At 38.2% G+C, this 18,928-nt stretch carries 18 protein-coding genes; 11 read left to right on the top strand and 7 right to left on the bottom strand.

The genetic code is table 11. The features are described 5' to 3' along the window. Window positions 1-346: 346 nt before the first annotated feature. Window positions 347-1,156: a tetratricopeptide repeat protein gene (locus L3V46_RS21135; RefSeq protein WP_239046678.1), complete on the top strand. Its 810-nt coding sequence runs from the start codon at window positions 347-349 to the stop codon at window positions 1,154-1,156. 338 nt (window positions 1,157-1,494) lie between these two features. On the opposite strand, the gene L3V46_RS21130 is transcribed toward L3V46_RS21135, so the two are convergent. The 3 genes from L3V46_RS21130 to L3V46_RS21120 all read right to left on the bottom strand — a co-directional run bounded on the left by L3V46_RS21130 (window position 1,495) and on the right by L3V46_RS21120 (window position 3,377). After that, the gene (locus L3V46_RS21130) at window positions 1,495-1,809 is read right to left on the bottom strand and encodes a BrnA antitoxin family protein (protein WP_151802410.1); all 315 of its coding nucleotides are present in this window, start codon (window positions 1,807-1,809) and stop codon (window positions 1,495-1,497) included. Next, entirely contained in the window at window positions 1,796-2,083 is a 288-nt protein-coding gene (locus tag L3V46_RS21125; RefSeq protein ID WP_239046677.1) for a BrnT family toxin, read from the bottom strand. Before L3V46_RS21125 ends, L3V46_RS21130 begins: the two co-directional genes overlap by 14 nt. 274 nt (window positions 2,084-2,357) lie before the next feature. Further along, window positions 2,358-3,377 (bottom strand): carbon-nitrogen hydrolase family protein, encoded by a 1,020-nt coding sequence (locus tag L3V46_RS21120; protein WP_239046676.1) that lies wholly within the window; start codon window positions 3,375-3,377, stop codon window positions 2,358-2,360. A 248-nt stretch (window positions 3,378-3,625) separates the two neighbouring features. On the opposite strand from L3V46_RS21120, the gene L3V46_RS21115 reads away from it, so the two are divergent. From L3V46_RS21115 to L3V46_RS21105, 3 genes are all read left to right on the top strand, one after another. Then, on the top strand, window positions 3,626-4,567 hold the full coding sequence (locus tag L3V46_RS21115) for an AraC family transcriptional regulator (RefSeq protein WP_004718695.1): 942 nt from the start codon (window positions 3,626-3,628) through the stop codon (window positions 4,565-4,567). A gap of 352 nt (window positions 4,568-4,919) precedes the next feature. Further along, entirely contained in the window at window positions 4,920-5,678 is a 759-nt protein-coding gene (locus tag L3V46_RS21110; protein WP_004718693.1) for an SIMPL domain-containing protein, read from the top strand. A gap of 225 nt (window positions 5,679-5,903) precedes the next feature. Continuing rightward, window positions 5,904-6,593 (top strand): hypothetical protein, encoded by a 690-nt coding sequence (locus L3V46_RS21105; protein ID WP_239046675.1) that lies wholly within the window; start codon window positions 5,904-5,906, stop codon window positions 6,591-6,593. A 142-nt stretch (window positions 6,594-6,735) separates the two neighbouring features. On the opposite strand, the gene L3V46_RS21100 is transcribed toward L3V46_RS21105, so the two are convergent. Both L3V46_RS21100 and L3V46_RS21095 read right to left on the bottom strand, forming a co-directional pair. Beyond that, a complete protein-coding gene (locus tag L3V46_RS21100) occupies window positions 6,736-8,055 on the bottom strand; it encodes a DUF445 domain-containing protein (protein WP_004718689.1) in 1,320 nt (439 codons plus the stop codon). A 28-nt stretch (window positions 8,056-8,083) separates the two neighbouring features. Next, window positions 8,084-8,650: a hypothetical protein gene (locus L3V46_RS21095; RefSeq protein ID WP_004718687.1), complete on the bottom strand. Its 567-nt coding sequence runs from the start codon at window positions 8,648-8,650 to the stop codon at window positions 8,084-8,086. Window positions 8,651-8,889: 239 nt separating this feature from the next. Between L3V46_RS21095 and L3V46_RS21090 the strand changes: the two genes are divergently transcribed. After that, window positions 8,890-9,417: a dihydrofolate reductase family protein gene (locus tag L3V46_RS21090; RefSeq protein ID WP_004718685.1), complete on the top strand. Its 528-nt coding sequence runs from the start codon at window positions 8,890-8,892 to the stop codon at window positions 9,415-9,417. A 99-nt stretch (window positions 9,418-9,516) separates the two neighbouring features. Here the strand turns inward: L3V46_RS21090 and L3V46_RS21085 are convergent, their stop codons facing one another. Then, the gene (locus L3V46_RS21085; RefSeq protein ID WP_004718682.1) at window positions 9,517-10,056 is read right to left on the bottom strand and encodes a DUF924 family protein; all 540 of its coding nucleotides are present in this window, start codon (window positions 10,054-10,056) and stop codon (window positions 9,517-9,519) included. A gap of 210 nt (window positions 10,057-10,266) precedes the next feature. Between L3V46_RS21085 and gshA the strand changes: the two genes are divergently transcribed. The 3 genes from gshA to L3V46_RS21070 all read left to right on the top strand — a co-directional run bounded on the left by gshA (window position 10,267) and on the right by L3V46_RS21070 (window position 12,960). Beyond that, the gene (gene gshA / locus L3V46_RS21080) at window positions 10,267-11,844 is read left to right on the top strand and encodes a glutamate--cysteine ligase (protein WP_239046674.1); all 1,578 of its coding nucleotides are present in this window, start codon (window positions 10,267-10,269) and stop codon (window positions 11,842-11,844) included. Between the two features lie 28 nt (window positions 11,845-11,872). Further along, window positions 11,873-12,367: a disulfide bond formation protein B gene (locus L3V46_RS21075; protein ID WP_004818338.1), complete on the top strand. Its 495-nt coding sequence runs from the start codon at window positions 11,873-11,875 to the stop codon at window positions 12,365-12,367. 77 nt (window positions 12,368-12,444) lie between these two features. Then, the gene (locus tag L3V46_RS21070; protein WP_239046673.1) at window positions 12,445-12,960 is read left to right on the top strand and encodes a hypothetical protein; all 516 of its coding nucleotides are present in this window, start codon (window positions 12,445-12,447) and stop codon (window positions 12,958-12,960) included. Window positions 12,961-12,996: 36 nt separating this feature from the next. Here L3V46_RS21070 and L3V46_RS21065 read toward each other — a convergent pair whose 3' ends face one another. Further along, a complete protein-coding gene (locus tag L3V46_RS21065; RefSeq protein ID WP_004818342.1) occupies window positions 12,997-14,328 on the bottom strand; it encodes an alpha/beta hydrolase in 1,332 nt (443 codons plus the stop codon). A 243-nt stretch (window positions 14,329-14,571) separates the two neighbouring features. On the opposite strand from L3V46_RS21065, the gene L3V46_RS21060 reads away from it, so the two are divergent. From L3V46_RS21060 to urtA, 3 genes are all read left to right on the top strand, one after another. Then, window positions 14,572-15,156, top strand: coding sequence for a YqiA/YcfP family alpha/beta fold hydrolase (locus tag L3V46_RS21060; RefSeq protein WP_004818343.1), 585 nt, complete (start codon window positions 14,572-14,574; stop codon window positions 15,154-15,156). Window positions 15,157-15,172: 16 nt separating this feature from the next. Beyond that, on the top strand, window positions 15,173-17,053 hold the full coding sequence (parE, locus tag L3V46_RS21055) for a DNA topoisomerase IV subunit B (RefSeq protein ID WP_004718669.1): 1,881 nt from the start codon (window positions 15,173-15,175) through the stop codon (window positions 17,051-17,053). Window positions 17,054-17,629: 576 nt separating this feature from the next. Then, complete coding sequence (gene urtA, locus L3V46_RS21050) at window positions 17,630-18,919, top strand: urea ABC transporter substrate-binding protein (protein ID WP_034611328.1); 1,290 nt, start codon at window positions 17,630-17,632, stop codon at window positions 18,917-18,919. The last annotated feature ends 9 nt before the right edge of the window (window positions 18,920-18,928 follow it).

The raw sequence follows: 18,928 nt of genomic DNA, 5'->3' as shown, positions 1-18,928 counted from the left end.
CATTGGTGGCAGTTTAGCAGGTCGTTTTAAGGAGCTGAATAGGATTAAGTAATCTATTGGTTAGGGGGCGATGGGTATTCAAGGAAGATAAGGTTAGATTTTTAGATGAATGTAATTTTTTATTACAAAATATATTGGGGGAGTTAAGTTGGGATTTTGGCTTTATAGCTCCTATTATATTGATAATGAGGGTAATGTTTGACTTCGCATAACGCCCATTATGTTAAATGGGGCTAAAATCATTTTAGCTACATTGCTATTCAAAATAATGAAAAAATATAAGATGCTGTAAATGAGGATTTGATAATCACTATAACTTTATACTAAATGAGGAAAGTTAAATAAAATGAATAATCGTATTTTATATGAAAATGGAATTCAAGCATTTGATAATGGAAACATTGCCTTAGCTAACGAAATTTGGAAATCACTAGCTTTAAATGGTGATGCTGATGCTCAGATTAAAATGGGAGATTTGTATTTTCGAGATCCTGGTCTTACAAAGGATCATGCAGAAGCATTGTTTTGGTATAGAAAAGCTGCCGCGCAAAAAAATGCTCAAGGCTTACTTATGATTGGTTACTTTTTCCAACATGGATTGGGAGTAGATCAAAATTTAGATCAAGCTATTGAATGGTATAAAAAAGCTGCTGAGTTTGATAGTGCAAAAGCCTGCTTTAATCTTGGAATAATTTACAATAATCGGCTTATTAAAATGGCACCATTCACATTTGGTAATCAAGAGGATGCTTTAGAAGCTGTAGCTTGGTTTCTTACAGGTGCAGAACTTGGACACCCTGAATCACAATCTATGATAGGGCTTCAATATTGTGGAGTTGGCCATTTAAAAGAAGATTTTGGAAAAGCATTACATTGGTTACGTCTAGCTGCACCGAAAGTTCCTGAAGCTATGGGAGCATTAGCAAATCTTTATGCTCATGGAAAAGGTGTATTAGTAAATAAGAAAATTGCATTTGTTTTATATAGGTTAGCTTTTTTTAATGCAAAATATCAACAATCTGCTGCTGGTCAAAGTAGTATTAATGACTATGAGATTTTAATGGCATCAATGTCAGAAGAAGAAATTGAATTAGGCATGCAACAATATCATTCAATAAAAAATGAAAAAAATGCACTTGAGACTCTAGGTATTTAAAAGTTTTGTATAACTAATATTCCCTAAAATTAACATAATACAGCTTATACGAAATACTTAAAGTTTTCCTTTTCGCATTAATATCTTAGCAAAAGCCGTTCCAGAATTCAGTGCACTGGAACGGCTTTTGTTTGATTTTTCACGTTCCACGCTTTTTTAATCAAAATCTAAAATTATAGACAATAAAAAGTCCGACACTCTGTCAGACTTTTCGTATTAATACTAATTATAAATAATCTAAAGATTTACTAGCTATTTCACTATATCGATCACTTAAAGTCATGCTATCTCATAAATTCGATCATTACATCACTTTCAAAAATACCGATTTAAAATATTTATTGATGATTCTTTAACTCTTTTAGCATCGCATCACGAAGAATCTCATTCATACGTGTTTGATAGCCTTTCCCTTGTGCTTTAAACCATGCAAGAACATCTGCATCTAGACGAATAGAGGTTTGTTGTTTCACTGGGCGATAAAACTTCCCATGACGGGCAGCATTACTCCAGTCAGTAATTTCAGGAATATCAGAAAGGTCTATTTGTTCATCAGAGATTTTGCCTCTTGCAACTAAACGTTGGATTTCTGCTTCACGTTTGTCTTTGAACTTTTCATTAAGTTCTTCTTTTGTATATCTAACCATGCTCATATTTTCTAATCTCCGCTTTAGTGGCATCTCTAGCACTGATTAAACGAATGATTTCAGTGTCATCTTCTAGCCTAATGGTATGGGCAACCAATACAAGCAATACACCATGAATCATACCTATAGTTTGCCAACGTTCTTCACCATCAACAAACCTTTCCTGCTGTTCAATTCGTAGAGGGTCATCAAAGACTAACGTTGCAACTTCAAAGGAAATACCATGTTTACGTTGATTCTTTTGATTTTTAACCTCATCCCATTCAAAAGATTGTTTCATATAAAACATTCAAATTTGTATATACACTAATGTATCATAAAATAAGACTTGAGAGTATAATTTTTAACCAAATTTGTTAGTGATAGGCTTCAAAATAGGAGAGGAAAGAGTAGAAGTGTTTCAATATTGATTTTTGATTCTATTTTAGAGAAGCATTTTTTTAACATTTCACATAAGATCATCTATTAAAGAAAGGCTCTTATAGACCCTTCCTTTAATTAAAAATTGACCAAGATTGAGTTCGCCTTCACAACCAAAAATAGCAAATCCTCACTTATTCTCCTTCAACCTCCAATTCTGCTGTCACATCTACATTTGTTGGCTCTATAGAGGAACGTACAGCGGGTGCTGAATAAATCACGTTGGGTTTATGTTGAGCATTAAAGACCAACTGAAAAACATCTGGACGAGAATAATGCCCAACAGGATCTGCAGCATTTTTGGCAAAAATAATATGATTAAGATCAATGTCAGCGATTAACAGGCCTTCTTCATCTTCGGCAAGTGGAGTGACAAGATCACCACCATCAGGGCCATAAATTCGTGATGCACCACCACCAGTTTTTAGTAACTGTTTCTTTGTTTCATCTGTACATAAAGCGTCAATCATTTCCTGAGAAACCATCGCACAAGATGCAAGCACAAAACATTGTCCTTCAGCTGCATACAGACGTGAAGCAGCATTGTTGACTTCTGCGCCGAGTGCGGCAGTCATATCAGTATATAAGCTAAAACTAGGCCATGCTGCGATATGGATTTGTTCGTGCTGCGAATACATTGCATAACGGTTTAAGGGCTGTAAATGTTCCCAGCAGCACAGCGCCCCAATGCGACCAAGTGCAGTGTCATAGACTTGCAGAGAACTACCATCACCTTCACCAAATAAGGTGCGCTCTACATGGGTGGCTTTTAATTTTCGACGTACAGCGATGGTTTCCCCATGATGATCAATAATCCATTGGGAAATATACAGACTGCCATGATCACGCTCACTCAAGCCTAAAACCACATGCATATTATGTTTTTTTGCAGCATCCGCAATTTGTTTGGCTTGGTCACTGTTAAGCTCAAGTGAGTTGAGATGGTATTGATATACCCATGGCATATTTGCAGCGGGAGAATCTAACCATAAAAACCATGGGTAACCAGGAATCCAAGTCTCTGGAAATGCGATAAGTTCAACCCCTTTTTCTGCTGCTTCGGCAATAATTTTGATGGTTTTGTCTACGCTTCCTTGTAAGTCGAGAAATGCAGGAACCGCTTGTACACAAGCGACTTTAATTGAAGTTTTCATGAGTAATCCTTTCTCAATAACTAAGCAATATTGCACTTTTGGTTATAAAGCCAAAGATTGATCAGGGGGTATGCTGAGCAGGCACAAAAAATAGATCTATACGGAACTAAAAATCCTAATAATGATTCCAAATTTAAAAGAGATAAATTTTGCTTGATCTCAAAATTAGGGGGTGCTGAGTTGAAGGTTTACAAATTATGCTAAACGGATTAGCTTTATTGTATAAGCGTCTAAGAATAAGAGAGACAATGATGTTTAACTATGACACAAGGCGTGTCAAAAATAAGCTGCAACGTGACTATTGGCAGGATGCGATTAGTCAAGTATTTGTACCATTAACCTGTAATGTTTCTGTGCAGGATGGCTTTTTTGGTGCTTTGTCTGCAAAACATATAGGCAATATTCAACTGGTTGAAATCAAAGGCTATGGTCAACATGTTGAACGGCATGCCTCCAATATCAGACATAGTCATCATGATGAGATTTTATTTATCTTCCTGATAGAAGGCCAAATGGGTGTTCAGTATCATGGTCGTGAACAATGCCTCAGCAAAGGGCAATTTATTTTTCATGATACCCAGCAGCCGTATGATTTGTATTTGAATGGACAATTCAATCAACTAGTGCTCATGTTCCCTCGTGAACAATTTCAACAGTATTTTGGGCGACCTGATCAGTTGTGTGGTCATGCTTTTGGTGATGGGCATCCACTGAAAATTTTATTATTAAATTACGCTCATGATTTATTTTGGTTCCCTGAGCAGGCTTCAACAGAACTTCAGCAGGTGGTACTGCATAAATTTTTTGATTTACTCCGTTATGTGGTTCTTGATCAGATCAAAGACAAAACGCCTCGATCCAGTAGCCACAGCATGCTCGTACAGGTCAAGCATTTAATTCTGGAGCACTTAGACAATAGTGGGCTTAGTATTCATGATATTGCTCAAGATCTTCGTATTAGTTCGCGATATATCAGTAAACTTTTTCAACAGAATGAAACCACATTTGGCCGTTATGTGATGCAAAGTCGTCTGCAATTAGCCAAGAAGATGTTGATACAGACCAATGAACATACGCATAAAATTAATCAAATTGCCTATCAATGTGGATTTGATGATATGTCGAAATTCTCACGTGAATTTAGAAAACATTATGGTATATCACCGAGCATGATGCGTAAGATTAACTAAATAGAACTACAAAAGAGTGAGAAGTAAAATTACCGGTAAGATGGTTACTAGACTTGTTATTTTTAAGCCCACAAGTTTAAGGCCATAAGGTCAAAACTGAAATTTCATTCATGCGTTTCAGAGCAATTTTAGATGGCTTAAACGCACTTTAGCAGTGATTTTAAGCGCTGAATCAGATCATGTAAATTTCATATAATGATTAGATGAATTATTTTGATTTTTATAAGGCGTTATTAATCTTTATCAGCAATGCAAACCATAAAGCAATATTGTTTATAGGGGCAAAGTGGGTTGACTTGTTGTAGGATCCTTACTATAACTTATTTATAATAATTTTAGCGATACTAAAATAATGGAAAATAAATCAATCACATATAAAACTTTATGGGTCTTTGCACTCATTCTAAGTTTAGGATTCATTATCTCAGCAAGTGTCATGGGCTATGCACTTAAGCAGTTTAATGGTGAAAAAAATTCAATAGTGGTCAAAGGGTTGGCTGAAAAACCCATACAAGCAGATCTAGCGCGCTGGGAGATTCATCTGCAAACCAGTCGTGCTTCAGACAGTGTTTCAGCGGCCTATCAATTGTTAGATCAAGAAGTAAAAGCACTACAAGATTTCTTTGTTGAGCACGGGTTTAAGGCAACAGAAATGAAACTGGGCAATAAAAGTTCTCAACCCTATTATGAAGAAGTGAATCAAGGCGAGGGAAAATTTACCCGCGAGTTTAGAGGCTATACTGCGATGCAATCGCTAGTGATAAATAGTCGTGATATTCAAAAGATTGAGAAAGCCGCAAAAGATGCGTATTTATTAGATGAAAAAGGCATCTCCATCGAGCAAAAACCACAGTATTTGGTGTCGAATCTAGAAGAAATAAAAATGTCATTGATTGCCAATGCAACTAAAAATGCGCATAGCCGTGCCAATGAGTTTGCAAAAGTCGGTGGGGTAAAAGTCGGTGCGATGCGTTCTGCAAGTCAGGGTGCGTTTTATATTTTACCTGAAAGTGGTTCTGATGATGATAGCGATTATGGCGGTGCTTATGACAAAGCCACCATTAATAAAATTGCGCGTGTTGTCGTGACCATCAATTATGCGATTGATTAAGAAGTAATTAATCATTTAAAAGGAGTGTTAATTTATATTGTTTAAATTTATTTCGGATGGCAGAGTTTAAGTAACGCAATTTTCCATAAAAATGGTTTGAGTTTTTGTTGGGATTCAATAATTTTAAATGGAAGAAATTCAATAAAATTTATTATATAATTTTAAGCGTTAATATAACTTGACTTCTAATATTCTTTAGGTTTTTTAATATTATTTAGGTTAAAAATGAATAAAATTTATTTATTTTTTTGGGTGCTTATTTTTTCTAGTCAGATATTTGCTTTAGATAAACTACCTATGACCCATTCTGGTTTAGAAAAATTAAAAATGCAGGAAATTGGATTCGTAATTAAGAGTTTTTTACCGAACTCGAATGTTTCTCGAATAGATTGGGATTATAAATCTAATGATCAATCTATAATTTGGCTTCATAAGCCTTACCTTGAGCAACGACTTTATGACGGGTCTATAGAGTCAGTACGCAAAGGGGTTTTTAGATCTCATGTAATTGGGGTTCAGACGACTTATTTACAGGATAGAAAGTATGAGTTACCGTGGTCAGTGATTTACATAGGTAGTATAGCTAAATTTGGTATAACAGAGATCCAGTTTCATCCTAACTTACCAAACATTGATATCATCGATTCTGGTCAATGCTTTGGAGTTGAATATACAAATTGTGATTTTAATCCAATACAATCTCTAAAGAATGTTGGTGTTAATAGTAAAATGATTTGTCGAGATGATAGTGCAAGCGGTTCAAACTTTAAAAAAGTATATTTACTAACAGCAAATGGTAAAAAGCCGACTTATGCTCTTTATTCAATGAGTACTGGTTCAGGAGGTTCTACTAATGATTTTAGTCTTATATTGCAGACAACAAAAGATGATGTATGCAATTTAGTGAACGACTGAAAAATAATATACTATGATGGATTGGAGCGCTTTGCTTAATTAAGCAGAAAGTTCGGATCCATTTTTTACGTGCCACATTTATTATTTCAAGAATATTCTACGATATTAATTAGAAAGTATAAATTATCCAATTTTTATATTCTTAAATCGCAAAATCAATCACAGCACGAATCACACCTAAACTTAGACCAATAAATGCACCCACCACAACACCATTAACACGGATCATATGTAAATCACCGCCTACCTCATTTTCAATCTTGGCGATCATTTCGGTAGAGTCCCATTCATGGATACGTTGACTAATAAACTTAATCACTTTCTCACTATATTGGTCACTTAAATTGATGGCAATTCCGCTGATTCGATCATTCAGTAATTCACGTACAGACTGATTTTGCATCAAGTTTTCACCAAGCTGTTGAATGGCGATACGTAAATTCATGGCAATACCCGAGTCTGCTTTAAGCAAGTCAGATTTAACCGCATCACATAAAATCACCACAGCACCAGTAATAAAGTTGAGTACGGGTTCGCTGTCTAAAAGGGCGTTCTTGGTTTCATTTAAACTTATGCTGGCATGACTATTGTTATCTGCCAATTGCAACATAAGCTCATGTGCAGCTTCTTCAATTTTTTGACGAATAGGATGCTCCTGATCAGCAAGCATGGATTCCACTTTTTCAATTACTGAATCAATGGTGCGTTGCTCAACATCAATCCCAATCCAGCTGGCACCTTTGGCAAGGCGTGAAACACCAAGTTCTTTAAACATAGTTTGGGTAATTTCACGGGTTTTTTCAGGATGGGTCATCATCCATTCATGAGCAATATCCAGTCCACGTTGTAATACATCTTGATGGAAATCATTTTCTAAAACTGCACGCAGCATTTCACTTGCCAATTGGTTCATTCGAGTATTTCGAACCCATTGCACACTGTTGTTTTGAATAAAGCGTCCAATTTGGTCTTGCCCGACAAATTCGAAAATTTTTGGAACCGTTTGCTGAATCACATCCACCACTTGACCGTTATTTTTAGGATTGGCCAGCCATTGACCCACAGCAAAACTAAGATCAATACTTTTTAAACTACGTTCAACAATTTGTGGGGAGAGAAAATTTTCTTGGACAAATTTACCCATCGATTCCGCAATACGTGCTTTATTACGTGGAATGATTTCGGTGTGATCTTTGAGGAATTTAGGAATGGGAATTTTCCCAAAGGGATTACGAAACAACACGGTAATCGCATACCAATCGGCTAAGCCACCGACCACGCCAGCTTCAGCACCCAGCATGAGAATATGAATAAACCAAGCATACTCAGGCATCAGTTTGGCGGAAATGATCAAAGCAAACCATGCGACAACAGCCACCACCAAGGCGATGGTCGCAAAGCGTTTGCTTCGATCTAAGTTTGGAATTTCATTGAGAACTTCACTTTGTTCAATTCCGCTCATTCATTTTCCTAAATCGATTTCTGCATTTTTATTTCGTTGATGTTACCGCATCAGGCTGTGGTTGCAGTACTTGTCCTGTCGGACTAACACCATATTTTTGTCCTAAAGATTGCAAAATCAGACGAGCGTCAAATGCATCATTCGGTGATGATTTTTTATCTTTATAACATTCTATCGTATAGGAAATTTGCACAGGGTCAATGGTCACCACTTGTGGCATATCATAAAATGGGTCATTCCAGAACACTGGATGACGACGATAGCCCCAGCCATATGGATAGTAGTTTGATGATGGGTAAACTACCGCTTTACGAGGCGGTTGCTGAGTGCGATTACTTGGGTCATCTAAAACCTTGAAGTACGTAAATCCATTTAAAAGCGTGGTTTGTGCGGCTTTAACAAGATTAATTTCTTCAGCTGTCCCAAAACTCATATTGCTATTGCCTTGGAAGCTGATGCGATAGCTATGATCGTTAAGTGGAACCGTAGTGTATTGCCCAAGTTGGTCAAAGGTACGTGGTTTGCTTGGTGTTGTCGCACAACCTGTGATGGTGAGCGCCGCTGCAATAGTTAGACCAATGAGTACTTTGTTCATGTGTCTCTCCTTTCCATTCTTCTGGATGGAATTTGATGAATTTATAATCCTCAGTATATTGTTCTAAATTGATGGACTGACAATGAATTTCAAGAAGAATTTTGTTAATTCAGGATGATACCCAGCAAGATAAATGACTGTTCACGTAAAATTTAAACAATAAGCACGGTATTATGCGTATTTGATCCATGATAAAAAATAAAGACTGTTAAGAGTGAAGGCTGTTGAGAGAGGGTTAAATGAGTATTCAAATCAAAGGTTATATTGCAACAAGCGCAGATGGCTATATCGCAACACCAGATGGTTCTGTAGCCTTTTTAGCACCATTTCAAAGTATTGACTGTGGATATGATGATTTTATCCAAGATATCGATATTGTGATTATGGGGCGTAAAACCTATGAAGTGATTTGTTCTTTTGCTGAGGCGTGGCCTTATCCAAACCAGAAAGGATTTATCGTCACTTCTAATCCTGATTTAGCTTTAACTCATGCCTCGCTTTCGCGGTGGAACTTAGCTGTGGATGAACTTGTTGAGCACCTTAAACAGAATTATAACGGCAATGTCTGGATTGTCGGTGGAACACAATTGCAGAATACCTTTATTGAACAGAAGCTGCTCAATACTTTAGAAGTTTTTATCATGCCTGTTCTTCTTGGAAAGGGCATACCGCTATTTCCAAGTTTTGACTCGCATGAACAGCAGTTAAAGTCCATACATGCAGAAATGATTGAAAATACCATTATTAAACACAGCTATGTTTTCTAACGCTTGTTGTTTCTGATGGATCAGCATGCTTTGATGCGCTGGTCAAACAGCTTATGCAAAATGTTTCTGCATAAGCTGTTTAGATAAAAATAAATAGGATTAAAAATGACTATTCGGCTGTTTTAAAAATTCAATTTCTTCTGCCGTTGAGCTTCGCCCTAAAATTTGATTACGGTGAGGATAACGCCCAAAACGATCAATAATCACTTTATGCTTTTTCTCAAAATCTAAATTGAGTGGATTGCCCAGCTCTTCAAAAAGTTGTAAAGCTTGGATATGGATAATTTTTGATTCACTATGCATAAATGGCATATACAGGAATGAACGCTGTTCGGGGCTTAATTGTTGATCTAAATTCAGCTGAATTGCTTCTTGTGCTAGCGCAAGTGCCAAGGCATCTTGTGCAAAAGATTCAGCATGATCTCGATACAAATTACGCGAGAATTGATCTAAAACAATAATTTCAGCCAAGCGACCTTCTGCTGTGGCACGCCAAGTCCATAGCTCACAATGTTTGGCTTGATCCAAGGTATGTGCAAATCTTTGGTGCAAAGTTTGATCGAATGCGTCACTTTTTGCGAACCAAAATGGTTGAGTTTCTTCACTAAACCAAAAATCGATAATTTCTTGATAATTCATAGTAGTTACAATTCTTTAGTGGTAATTTTTCTATAAAATCACAAATTTTAGATGTCTTGTAGAGGTAGTTTGTGTTAAAAACTTTTCCGAAATAAAGTGAATAATTCATTTAAAACAACGATGCTTATACGTGTATATCGATAAATAACGTTATACTGCGCGCATCAAAACATTTTATTTTAAAAAATTCTTTAAGATAAGCGAGTAAGTATGAGTCAACCCGAAACGATTTCCCAATCTTTAGTACCAAATTGGGTGGATTCTACCTTATTCAGAGGCATGTTACGTGGCATCGAACGTGAAAGCCTGCGTATGCAAAGTAATGGCTTTTTATCACAGGCTGATCATCCTCAGTCTTTAGGCTCAGCCCTAACACATCCGCATATCACCACAGATTATTCAGAAGCTTTGATGGAGTTTATTACACCTCCCAAAGAAAGCATTCCTGAAGCGTTAAGCTTTTTAACAGATGTGCATGCTGTTGTGCATCGCCATTTAGAAAATGGCGAAAAGCTGTGGACTTTGTCCATGCCATGTATGCTGGATGACAAAGAAGAAAATATCCGTTTGGCACAATATGGCACATCCAATATTGGTCAATTCAAAACCTTATACCGTCATGGTCTCGGCATTCGTTATGGGCGCCGTATGCAGACGATTTCGGGTGTACATTATAATGTGTCTTTCCCAGATACGTTATTTGAACAATTACAACAACACGAAAGCAATGAAGCGCTTAAAGCATTAAGCCTGCAAGATTATCGCAGTCATCGCTATCTTGGGTTGATCCGTAACTTTATTCGTTTAACTCCTCTTGTGATGTATTTGGTAGGTGCCAGCCCTTCAGTCTGTAAATGCTTTATGACAGGCCGTGAACATCAATTGTTGCCTTTAATCAAAGGCACATTATTTCTACCTTATGCCACAGCATTGCGTATGGGGCGTTTTGGTTATCAAAATTCTGCACAAAAACAATTGGGTATTCATTACAACAATTTAGAAAGTTATGTGGCTGAATTACAAAAAGCGGTCAATTCACCTTATGCGCAGTTTAGTCATTTAGGTTTAAACGATGCCAATGGTCAGCCGATTCAAATTAATGATCACGTCTTACAAATTGAAAATGAATACTACAGCTTAGTCCGTCCAAAACAAGTGCCACAAGCAGGGGAAACGCCATCTCAGGCCTTGTCAAATCGTGGGATTGGCTATGTTGAATTACGCGCGGTAGATGTAAATCCATACAGTGCGATTGGCATCGATGAGGATACAGCAGGCTTCTTGGAAGTGGTTGCGTTGTATTGCTTACTTAAAGAAAGCCCAGATTTATGGGATGAAGAACAAGATATTATTGAGCAAAATCAGGCTGAAGTGGTCAATCGTGGTCGTGCGCCAAATGCGAAAATCATTGAAGCGGGTGTTGAATATCCATTACTTGAGTGGATTCAACAGCATGTCACCGCCATGCAACCACTTGCAGATCTACTCAACCAATCCTATGCAACAGATTTATATCGTCAAGCATTGACGGTGATGCAAACACGTATTGATGATGTGGACGAAACACTATCAGCACATGTGATTGCCGATACTGTAGAGCAAGGTGGTACATGGAATTTTGGTGGCTATATGGCCAATCAACATATTCAAAGTTACGAACAACATGTATTAAGTCCGGAAACTTTAGCGTATTTTGAGGGACTTACTCGAACATCTCTCGCAGAACAACAGCAACTTGAACAAAATACAAGTATAAGTTTCGAGGATTATCTGAGTAAATTTAGATAAAGCATTGATTAGATAATGAGGAAGTTCCATGCAATGGCGTAGTTATCGCTTCGTAAGTGGTCTTTTATTTTTGGCAAGTGTGATTGGTATGTCATTTGCGCTCTATTTAGAGCATGTACAAGGGCTTGAGCCATGTCCACTATGTGTATTTCAACGTATTGGATTGATTGGTCTAGGGCTAATTTCATTGATTGCCTTTTTGCATAACCCAAAAACAAATGTATTTAAACGCATTTATAGCGTTTTGGGTTTAGCTGCGATTTCTTGGTCAGTTGGTGTTGCCGCTCGTCATGTATGGCTACAGAATCTACCCAAAGATCAGGTCCCGAGTTGTGGTCCCGGTCTGGACTATTGGGTCAACACTTTGCCTTTAAAGGCTGTGTTTGAAAATGTGCTTAAGGGTTCTGGCGAATGTGCCATGGTCGATTGGACTTTCTTAGGACAATCTTTACCTGTTTGGTCATTACTGTTTTTCAGTGTATTGGCATTGATCAGTCTGTGGCAGTTGTTTAGAAAGTACTAATTTAAAAACATTAAGAGCCAGTCTAAACTGGCTCTTTTTTCATATAAACTTCAATTATTTATAAATCAAGCAAAATCATGAATCATAAAATAAATTTAGCCGGGATCGGCATACTGGTCTGTTTGACTACAGCACAAGTCTCTGCAAAACCAGCCAGCAAAGTGGTCAGTAAAGATGTGTCTTGTCAGTTTAAATCTAAATTTGATGACACCATTCCAGCCGATGTTTCCTATATCAAATTGGGTGCTCAGCCATTTAAAAAATTTATTGTCGATCCAGATTATTTTTCAAGTCGAATTGAAGACTGTCAATTACATGGTGGCAGATACTACGTATTGTCTGTGTCGCAGAGCCATCCTGCTAGAACGCTTGCTCAGTCGTTGATTGAGGTGACGCAATTTGATTTAACAGGCAAAAAGCTCAGCCAAAAATTTTATAATAAAGCTTGGACTTGTGAATTAAAACAAGGTTTTATTGTAAAAAATCAACGCTTATTGATCGATACCCTATGTGCAGAAAAATCAAACTTTGATGAATATGGTGACATGGTTGATCCTCAGCAGAACAAGTCTTATCAAATTGAAGTGAAATAGCAAAAAAGGCTGATTGAAGATCAGCTTTTTTTACAATTAGGTCTCAACAATCCCTTGCATACTTTCTAATTTAATCAAATATTTGCGAATTTGTTCTTCTGCCAATTCGTCATGGTGCGGATAAAACCATTTGGCAATTTGTTCCGAAACCAAAGGATGATATTGAATCTCAAGATGGTTTAAGCCATAAAACACAGCTTTATGCGATTCAGGTAATTTCAACTGAAAACGTGGGTTTGGGTGTTCACCCAAGGCACTTTTAACACTGACCAGATAGTCGCCAATCACTTTTAAGGTGCGGTTTTTGCGGTTTTCAAATTCCAAGGTACCTGCAATTAAAAAGGTATTGATATGCGACGGTAGCGGAGCTGGTTTACGGTTGTCATCCATCAAACCAATACGGGCATTGTTATGCTCCCAGTCATCATCTCGAACACTTCCATAACGCAAGTCTAAGATGCCATTACTGCGGATATTGACGATATGGCTGATCATTTTAACAATCGGGAAATTACCCACTTTCTCTTGCATGGCAAATCCGAAACGTTCTAATAACGCACCATGATGCGGAGAACCAATACAAACCAGATTCTCAACCATGTGGAACCACTGGTGCATGTTTTGTTTGCCATAGAACAGCGCACTGCGAGAAACCAAGCCACCCATACTGTGCCCAATTAAATCAATACTGGTAATGCGAGGGTTACGTTTGATTAAATCTTCTAAAAGATTTGCCAATGAGCGTCCATTGGCTGAAATTCTACGTCCAGTATTGTAGTGAAAATACAACATGGTGTTGTGATCACGTTGCGCCAAGAGTTTCTCACCAATACCGCCATTGTTACGATTGGTCCAGTCTTGATAATTCATACATAAACCGTGAGAGAAAATCACCACACGGCCAGCCAAGTCGCCTTGCTGTAATGACCCATAATGATCATAGAGCACAGGTGACAGTGCGAGCGGATTATGGGTTGCCAACAAATAATCGCCCAACACCCCATTTAAAACACTGACTAAAAAGGTCATGTGAGAGGTCAATGGCTTATCATGTAAATTTGGGAAACGTTCAATGGTTTTACGTAAAATTGGGGCAATCAGGTGGCTACCATAATTTTGCAATGCGTGATAACCAAATTGATAGAATTTATCGACAATTGGACGGGATTGGAATCGTTTGGCTTTTTGTTTACTTAAGCCAAAAATACTCAGTAACATTTCACGTTGGATCGACTGGATGAAGTCTTGAACCATGCCACTGAGTGGCGTACTCACTAACTGCGCTAAACCTTCTAATACGTCGGCCTGACTTGGAGGCGAACGATCCCACTTACAATAGGTTTCGTGTAAAGGGGTTAAGCTTGGCATTGTTATTTCCTCATCCATATTGATCTGGAACAAAGACTTTATTTTTGCTGTAGATCAATGTATAAATCCCTAGGCAATCATCTTATCTTGTTCATCCTGAACGCTATTTAAAATACCGATAATTGCGATTAAGTTTTAGTTTTTTGTCGGACAATATCCTGACATATACAAATTAAAACAATAATGTGATTTGAATCACATTAAAAACTAAAACATTGGTGGTAAAAAAGCAAACTATTTTCAATGAATATTATTTATTTACATGGTTTTAAAAGTAGTCCTTTATCAATAAAAGGGCAACAACTAGATGATTATTGTCGATGTTATTCATCGCATAGTGTGTATTTGCCTGATTTAAACCAGCATCCGCAACAGGTTTTAGATCAAATTTCAGCGCTCATTGAAAAATTGCCTGATGTTGCACTGGTGGGGAGTAGCTTTGGTGGCTTTTATGCGACACAATTGGTCGCAAAATATGGTGTGCCTGCTGTTTTAATTAATCCAGCTATGCGACCATGGCAATTGTTCAGTAACTTATTTGGAATTGAACAGATTCCCTATAAGATCAATGAACAATGGACTTTAGATCGTTTACAACTTGACTATTTGGAAGCGATTGCCGTGCCATTTGTACAAGATGCAGACAAAATACTGGTCTTATTGCAACAAGGTGATGAAGTTTTAGATTATCGTGACGCTGAACGGTATTATAGTGCAGCTCCACACACATCATTGATCATGACAGAAATGCATGGTAATCATGCGATGGAAGATTTTGCAGATAAAATACCCATGATTCTGGAATTTTTATCATACTCCGTAAAATAAAAGGAAAAAACTCAACGTGTCTCAATATACGGCCCAATCACTTGAAGTATTATCTGGTCTAGATCCTGTACGTCGCCGTCCAGGTATGTATACCGATACCACTCGTCCAAACCATTTGGCGCAAGAAGTAATTGATAATGCTGTCGATGAGGCACTTGCAGGACATGCCAATAAAATTACTGTCACGGTATATAAAGATGGTTCGTTGTCGGTCGAAGACAATGGCCGTGGTATGCCAGTCGATATTCACCCTGAATACGGACAAAGCGGGATTGAAATTATCCTGACGAAACTGCATGCAGGCGGTAAATTTAGCACCGATAACTATCAGTTTTCGGGCGGTTTGCATGGTGTAGGGATTTCCGTGGTCAATGCCTTGTCTGATCGTGTTGAGGTTGAAGTTCAACGCCACGGCAATCTTTATAAAATGGCGTTTGAACATGGTGAACCTGTTGCGCCTTTAGAGGTTTTAGAAGGCAAAGCGCCAAAACGTGCTACGGGGACAACAGTACATTTTTGGCCAGAAGCGAAATATTTTGACTCACCTAAATTTGCTTTAAAAGCGTTAAAACATAATCTCAAAGCCAAAGCAGTATTGGCTGCTGGTCTACAAATTAATTATATTGACCAGATTAATGACGAAAAAATTGAATGGCAGTTTGAAAATGGTCTCGTCGACTATTTGATGGATGAATTACAAGATCGTGAAATCATTCCAGATCCTGCCTTTGTTGCAACGGGTGAAGCTGAACGCGCCAGCGCTGAGTTTGCAATTTGCTGGAATGCTGAGGGTGGCGAACAAATTCAGGAAAGTTATGTGAATTTGATCCCAACGGCACAAGGGGGAACCCATGTAAACGGGTTACGCTCAGGTGTTACCGATGCGATGCGTGAGTTTTGTGAGTTACGTAACTTGTTGCCACGTAATCTGAAATTATCTGCTGAAGATGTTTGGGACGGGGTCAATTATATTCTGTCGCTTAAATTCCAAGAGCCACAATTCTCAGGGCAAACCAAAGAACGTCTTTCAAGCCGAGAAGCATCCAACATTGTTTTAAATATTGCCAAAGATGCTTTTGCACTCTGGTTAAATCAAAACTCTGAAGTGGCCATGCAATTGGCTGAGATTGTGATTGCGAAAGCGGGTCGCCGTTTAAAAGCAGCCAAAAAAGTTGAACGTAAAAAGATTGTTGCCGGTCCTACCTTGCCCGGAAAACTATCAGATTGTGTGGGTCATACCCTTGAAGAATCTGAACTGTTTATCGTCGAAGGTGACTCTGCCGGTGGTTCCGCAAAACAAGCCCGTGATAAAAACTTCCAAGCGATCATGCCGATTCGTGGGAAAATTTTAAATACTTGGGAAGTGTCTTCTGACGAGGTGTTGGCCTCTCAAGAAGTGCATAATATTGCGATTGCGATCGGTGTAGATCCGGGCAGTGATGATCTTTCCGAATTACGTTATGGCAAAATTTGTATCCTTGCCGATGCCGATTCAGATGGTTTACATATCGCGACCTTGCTTTGTGCACTCTTCGTCAAGCATTTCCCTGCAATGGTCGATGCTGGGCACCTATATGTTGCAATGCCACCACTGTTTCGTATCGATGATGCCAAAGATGTTTATTACGCGCTTGATAACGAAGAGTTAGAAGCTATCTTAAAGAGAGTTAAATCTAAAAACCCGCAAATTACTCGATTTAAAGGTTTGGGTGAAATGAACGCCAGTCAATTGCGTGAAACCACCTTAGATCCAAATACACGCCGTTTAGTGCAGTTGGATTTGGATGACACGCATCACACAACAGGCTTACTGGATAAATTACTTGCCAAAAAAAGGTCAGGTGATCGTAAAGACTGGTTAGAGCAAAAAGGTAATTTAGCTGATTTGAGTGTTTGATTGCTGAACTTATGCATATTTAAAAAATGATGCCCCAGTGCATCATTTTTTTTGGTACCTCTTAAATATCGCATTGATGCAAACAGAATTATATTGATCGTAATACAAATTATTTTTGTATTGCCTTTCTATTTTTTCTCCTATTCTTTTACTTCTGCTCCATCCATCTTAGGGATTGGATCATCCTGCCAAAAGCGTTTGGTGCTTTAAAGCAGAATTTATCCCGAAAGCCCTAAAAATTTAATTTTGGGTAAATTTTTTGCACTCTCATCGCTCATTTTAAACAAAAAAAATCGCACTTAATTTGACCAGTGTGGCTTTTAATCTCGCATTTTCACTTGCTAAGTGCTGGCTATATCCAGTGATGGAAAGGCATTTAATGCCTATTAATGTATCTTCACCTTATATAAAAATAATAGCAGTTAATATTTTGATTTTATTATTTTTTATCAGGAAAAATATTCAACGATAAAATCACAAATTCTCCACTTGGCATAAAAATTGAATTAAGCCTGTCAGGTAAAAGCAAAATCGCGCATTCAAAAATGCACCAAAAGGTTTGGAGAGAAAAAGATGATGTTCCAACAAAAAATGTTTTCAAAAACACTTCTCGCTGTGGCAATGATGGGGAGCATTGCGCTGACGGCTTGCTCAAAACCCGCAGATAAAACGGAAGCGAAACCCGCAGCAGAAAATAAATCGGCAACTGCTACAGGCGGTGACACAATTAAAGTAGGCATCTTGCATTCATTGTCTGGAACCATGGCAATCTCTGAAACGTCGCTTAAAGATACGGCACTGATGGCAATCAATGAAATTAATGCCAAAGGTGGGGTGATGGGGAAAAAGCTTGAGCCCGTTGTCGTCGATCCTGCATCAGACTGGCCATTATTTGCTGAAAAAGCCCGCCAGTTAATAACTCAGGACAAAGTCGCTGTCATTTTTGGCTGCTGGACTTCAGTTTCTCGTAAATCAGTGTTACCAGTTGTAGAGGAGCTCAATGGTCTGTTGTTCTATCCAGTGCAATACGAAGGCCAAGAACAGTCTAAAAATATTTTCTATACAGGCGCAGCACCTAACCAACAAGCGATTCCTGCTGTTGAATACTTGATGGGTGAAGAGGGAGGTAAGGCACAACGTTTTGTCTTATTAGGTACTGACTACGTCTACCCGCGAACCACCAACAAAATTTTACGTGCATTCTTAAAGTCTAAAGGTGTTGCCGATGCAGACATCATGGAAGAATACACACCATTTGGACACAGTAATTATCAAACCATCGTCGGCAATATTAAGAAATTCGCCGCAGGTAAAAAGACTGCGGTTATTTCCACCATCAATGGCGATTCTAACGTACCGTTCTATCGTGAATTGGGTAACCAAGGCATAAAAGCTTCGGATATTCCTGTGATGGCTTTTTCAGTCGGTGAAGAAGAATTACGCGGGATCGACACCAAACCACTGGTCGGGCATTTGGCATCTTGGAACTACTTCATGTCTGTGAAAAATCCAGTGAATACCGAATTCGTCAATAAGATGAAGCAATATGCAGTGGAATATAAGCTACCCAATGCCAGTAAATTGGTGACCAATGACCCAATGGAAGCCACCTACGTTGGTATCAATATGTGGAAACAAGCCGTTGAAAAAGCGGGAACAACGGATGTGGACAAAGTCCGTGAAGCGATGGCAGGTCAAAGCTTTAAAGCACCGTCAGGCTATACCTTAAGTATGGATGCTACTAATCATCACTTACATAAGCCAGTGATGATTGGACAAATTCGTGGTGATGGGCAATTTGATGTGGTTTACAAGAGCCCGCAACCGATCAAAGCGGAACCATGGAGCCCGTACATTCCTAAATAAAGACTTTAC

This window comes from Acinetobacter sp. AG3, from assembly GCF_022343575.1.
Classification (GTDB): Bacteria; Pseudomonadota; Gammaproteobacteria; order Pseudomonadales; family Moraxellaceae; genus Acinetobacter; species Acinetobacter guillouiae.
This window is presented reverse-complemented; position numbering and strand designations above follow the sequence as displayed.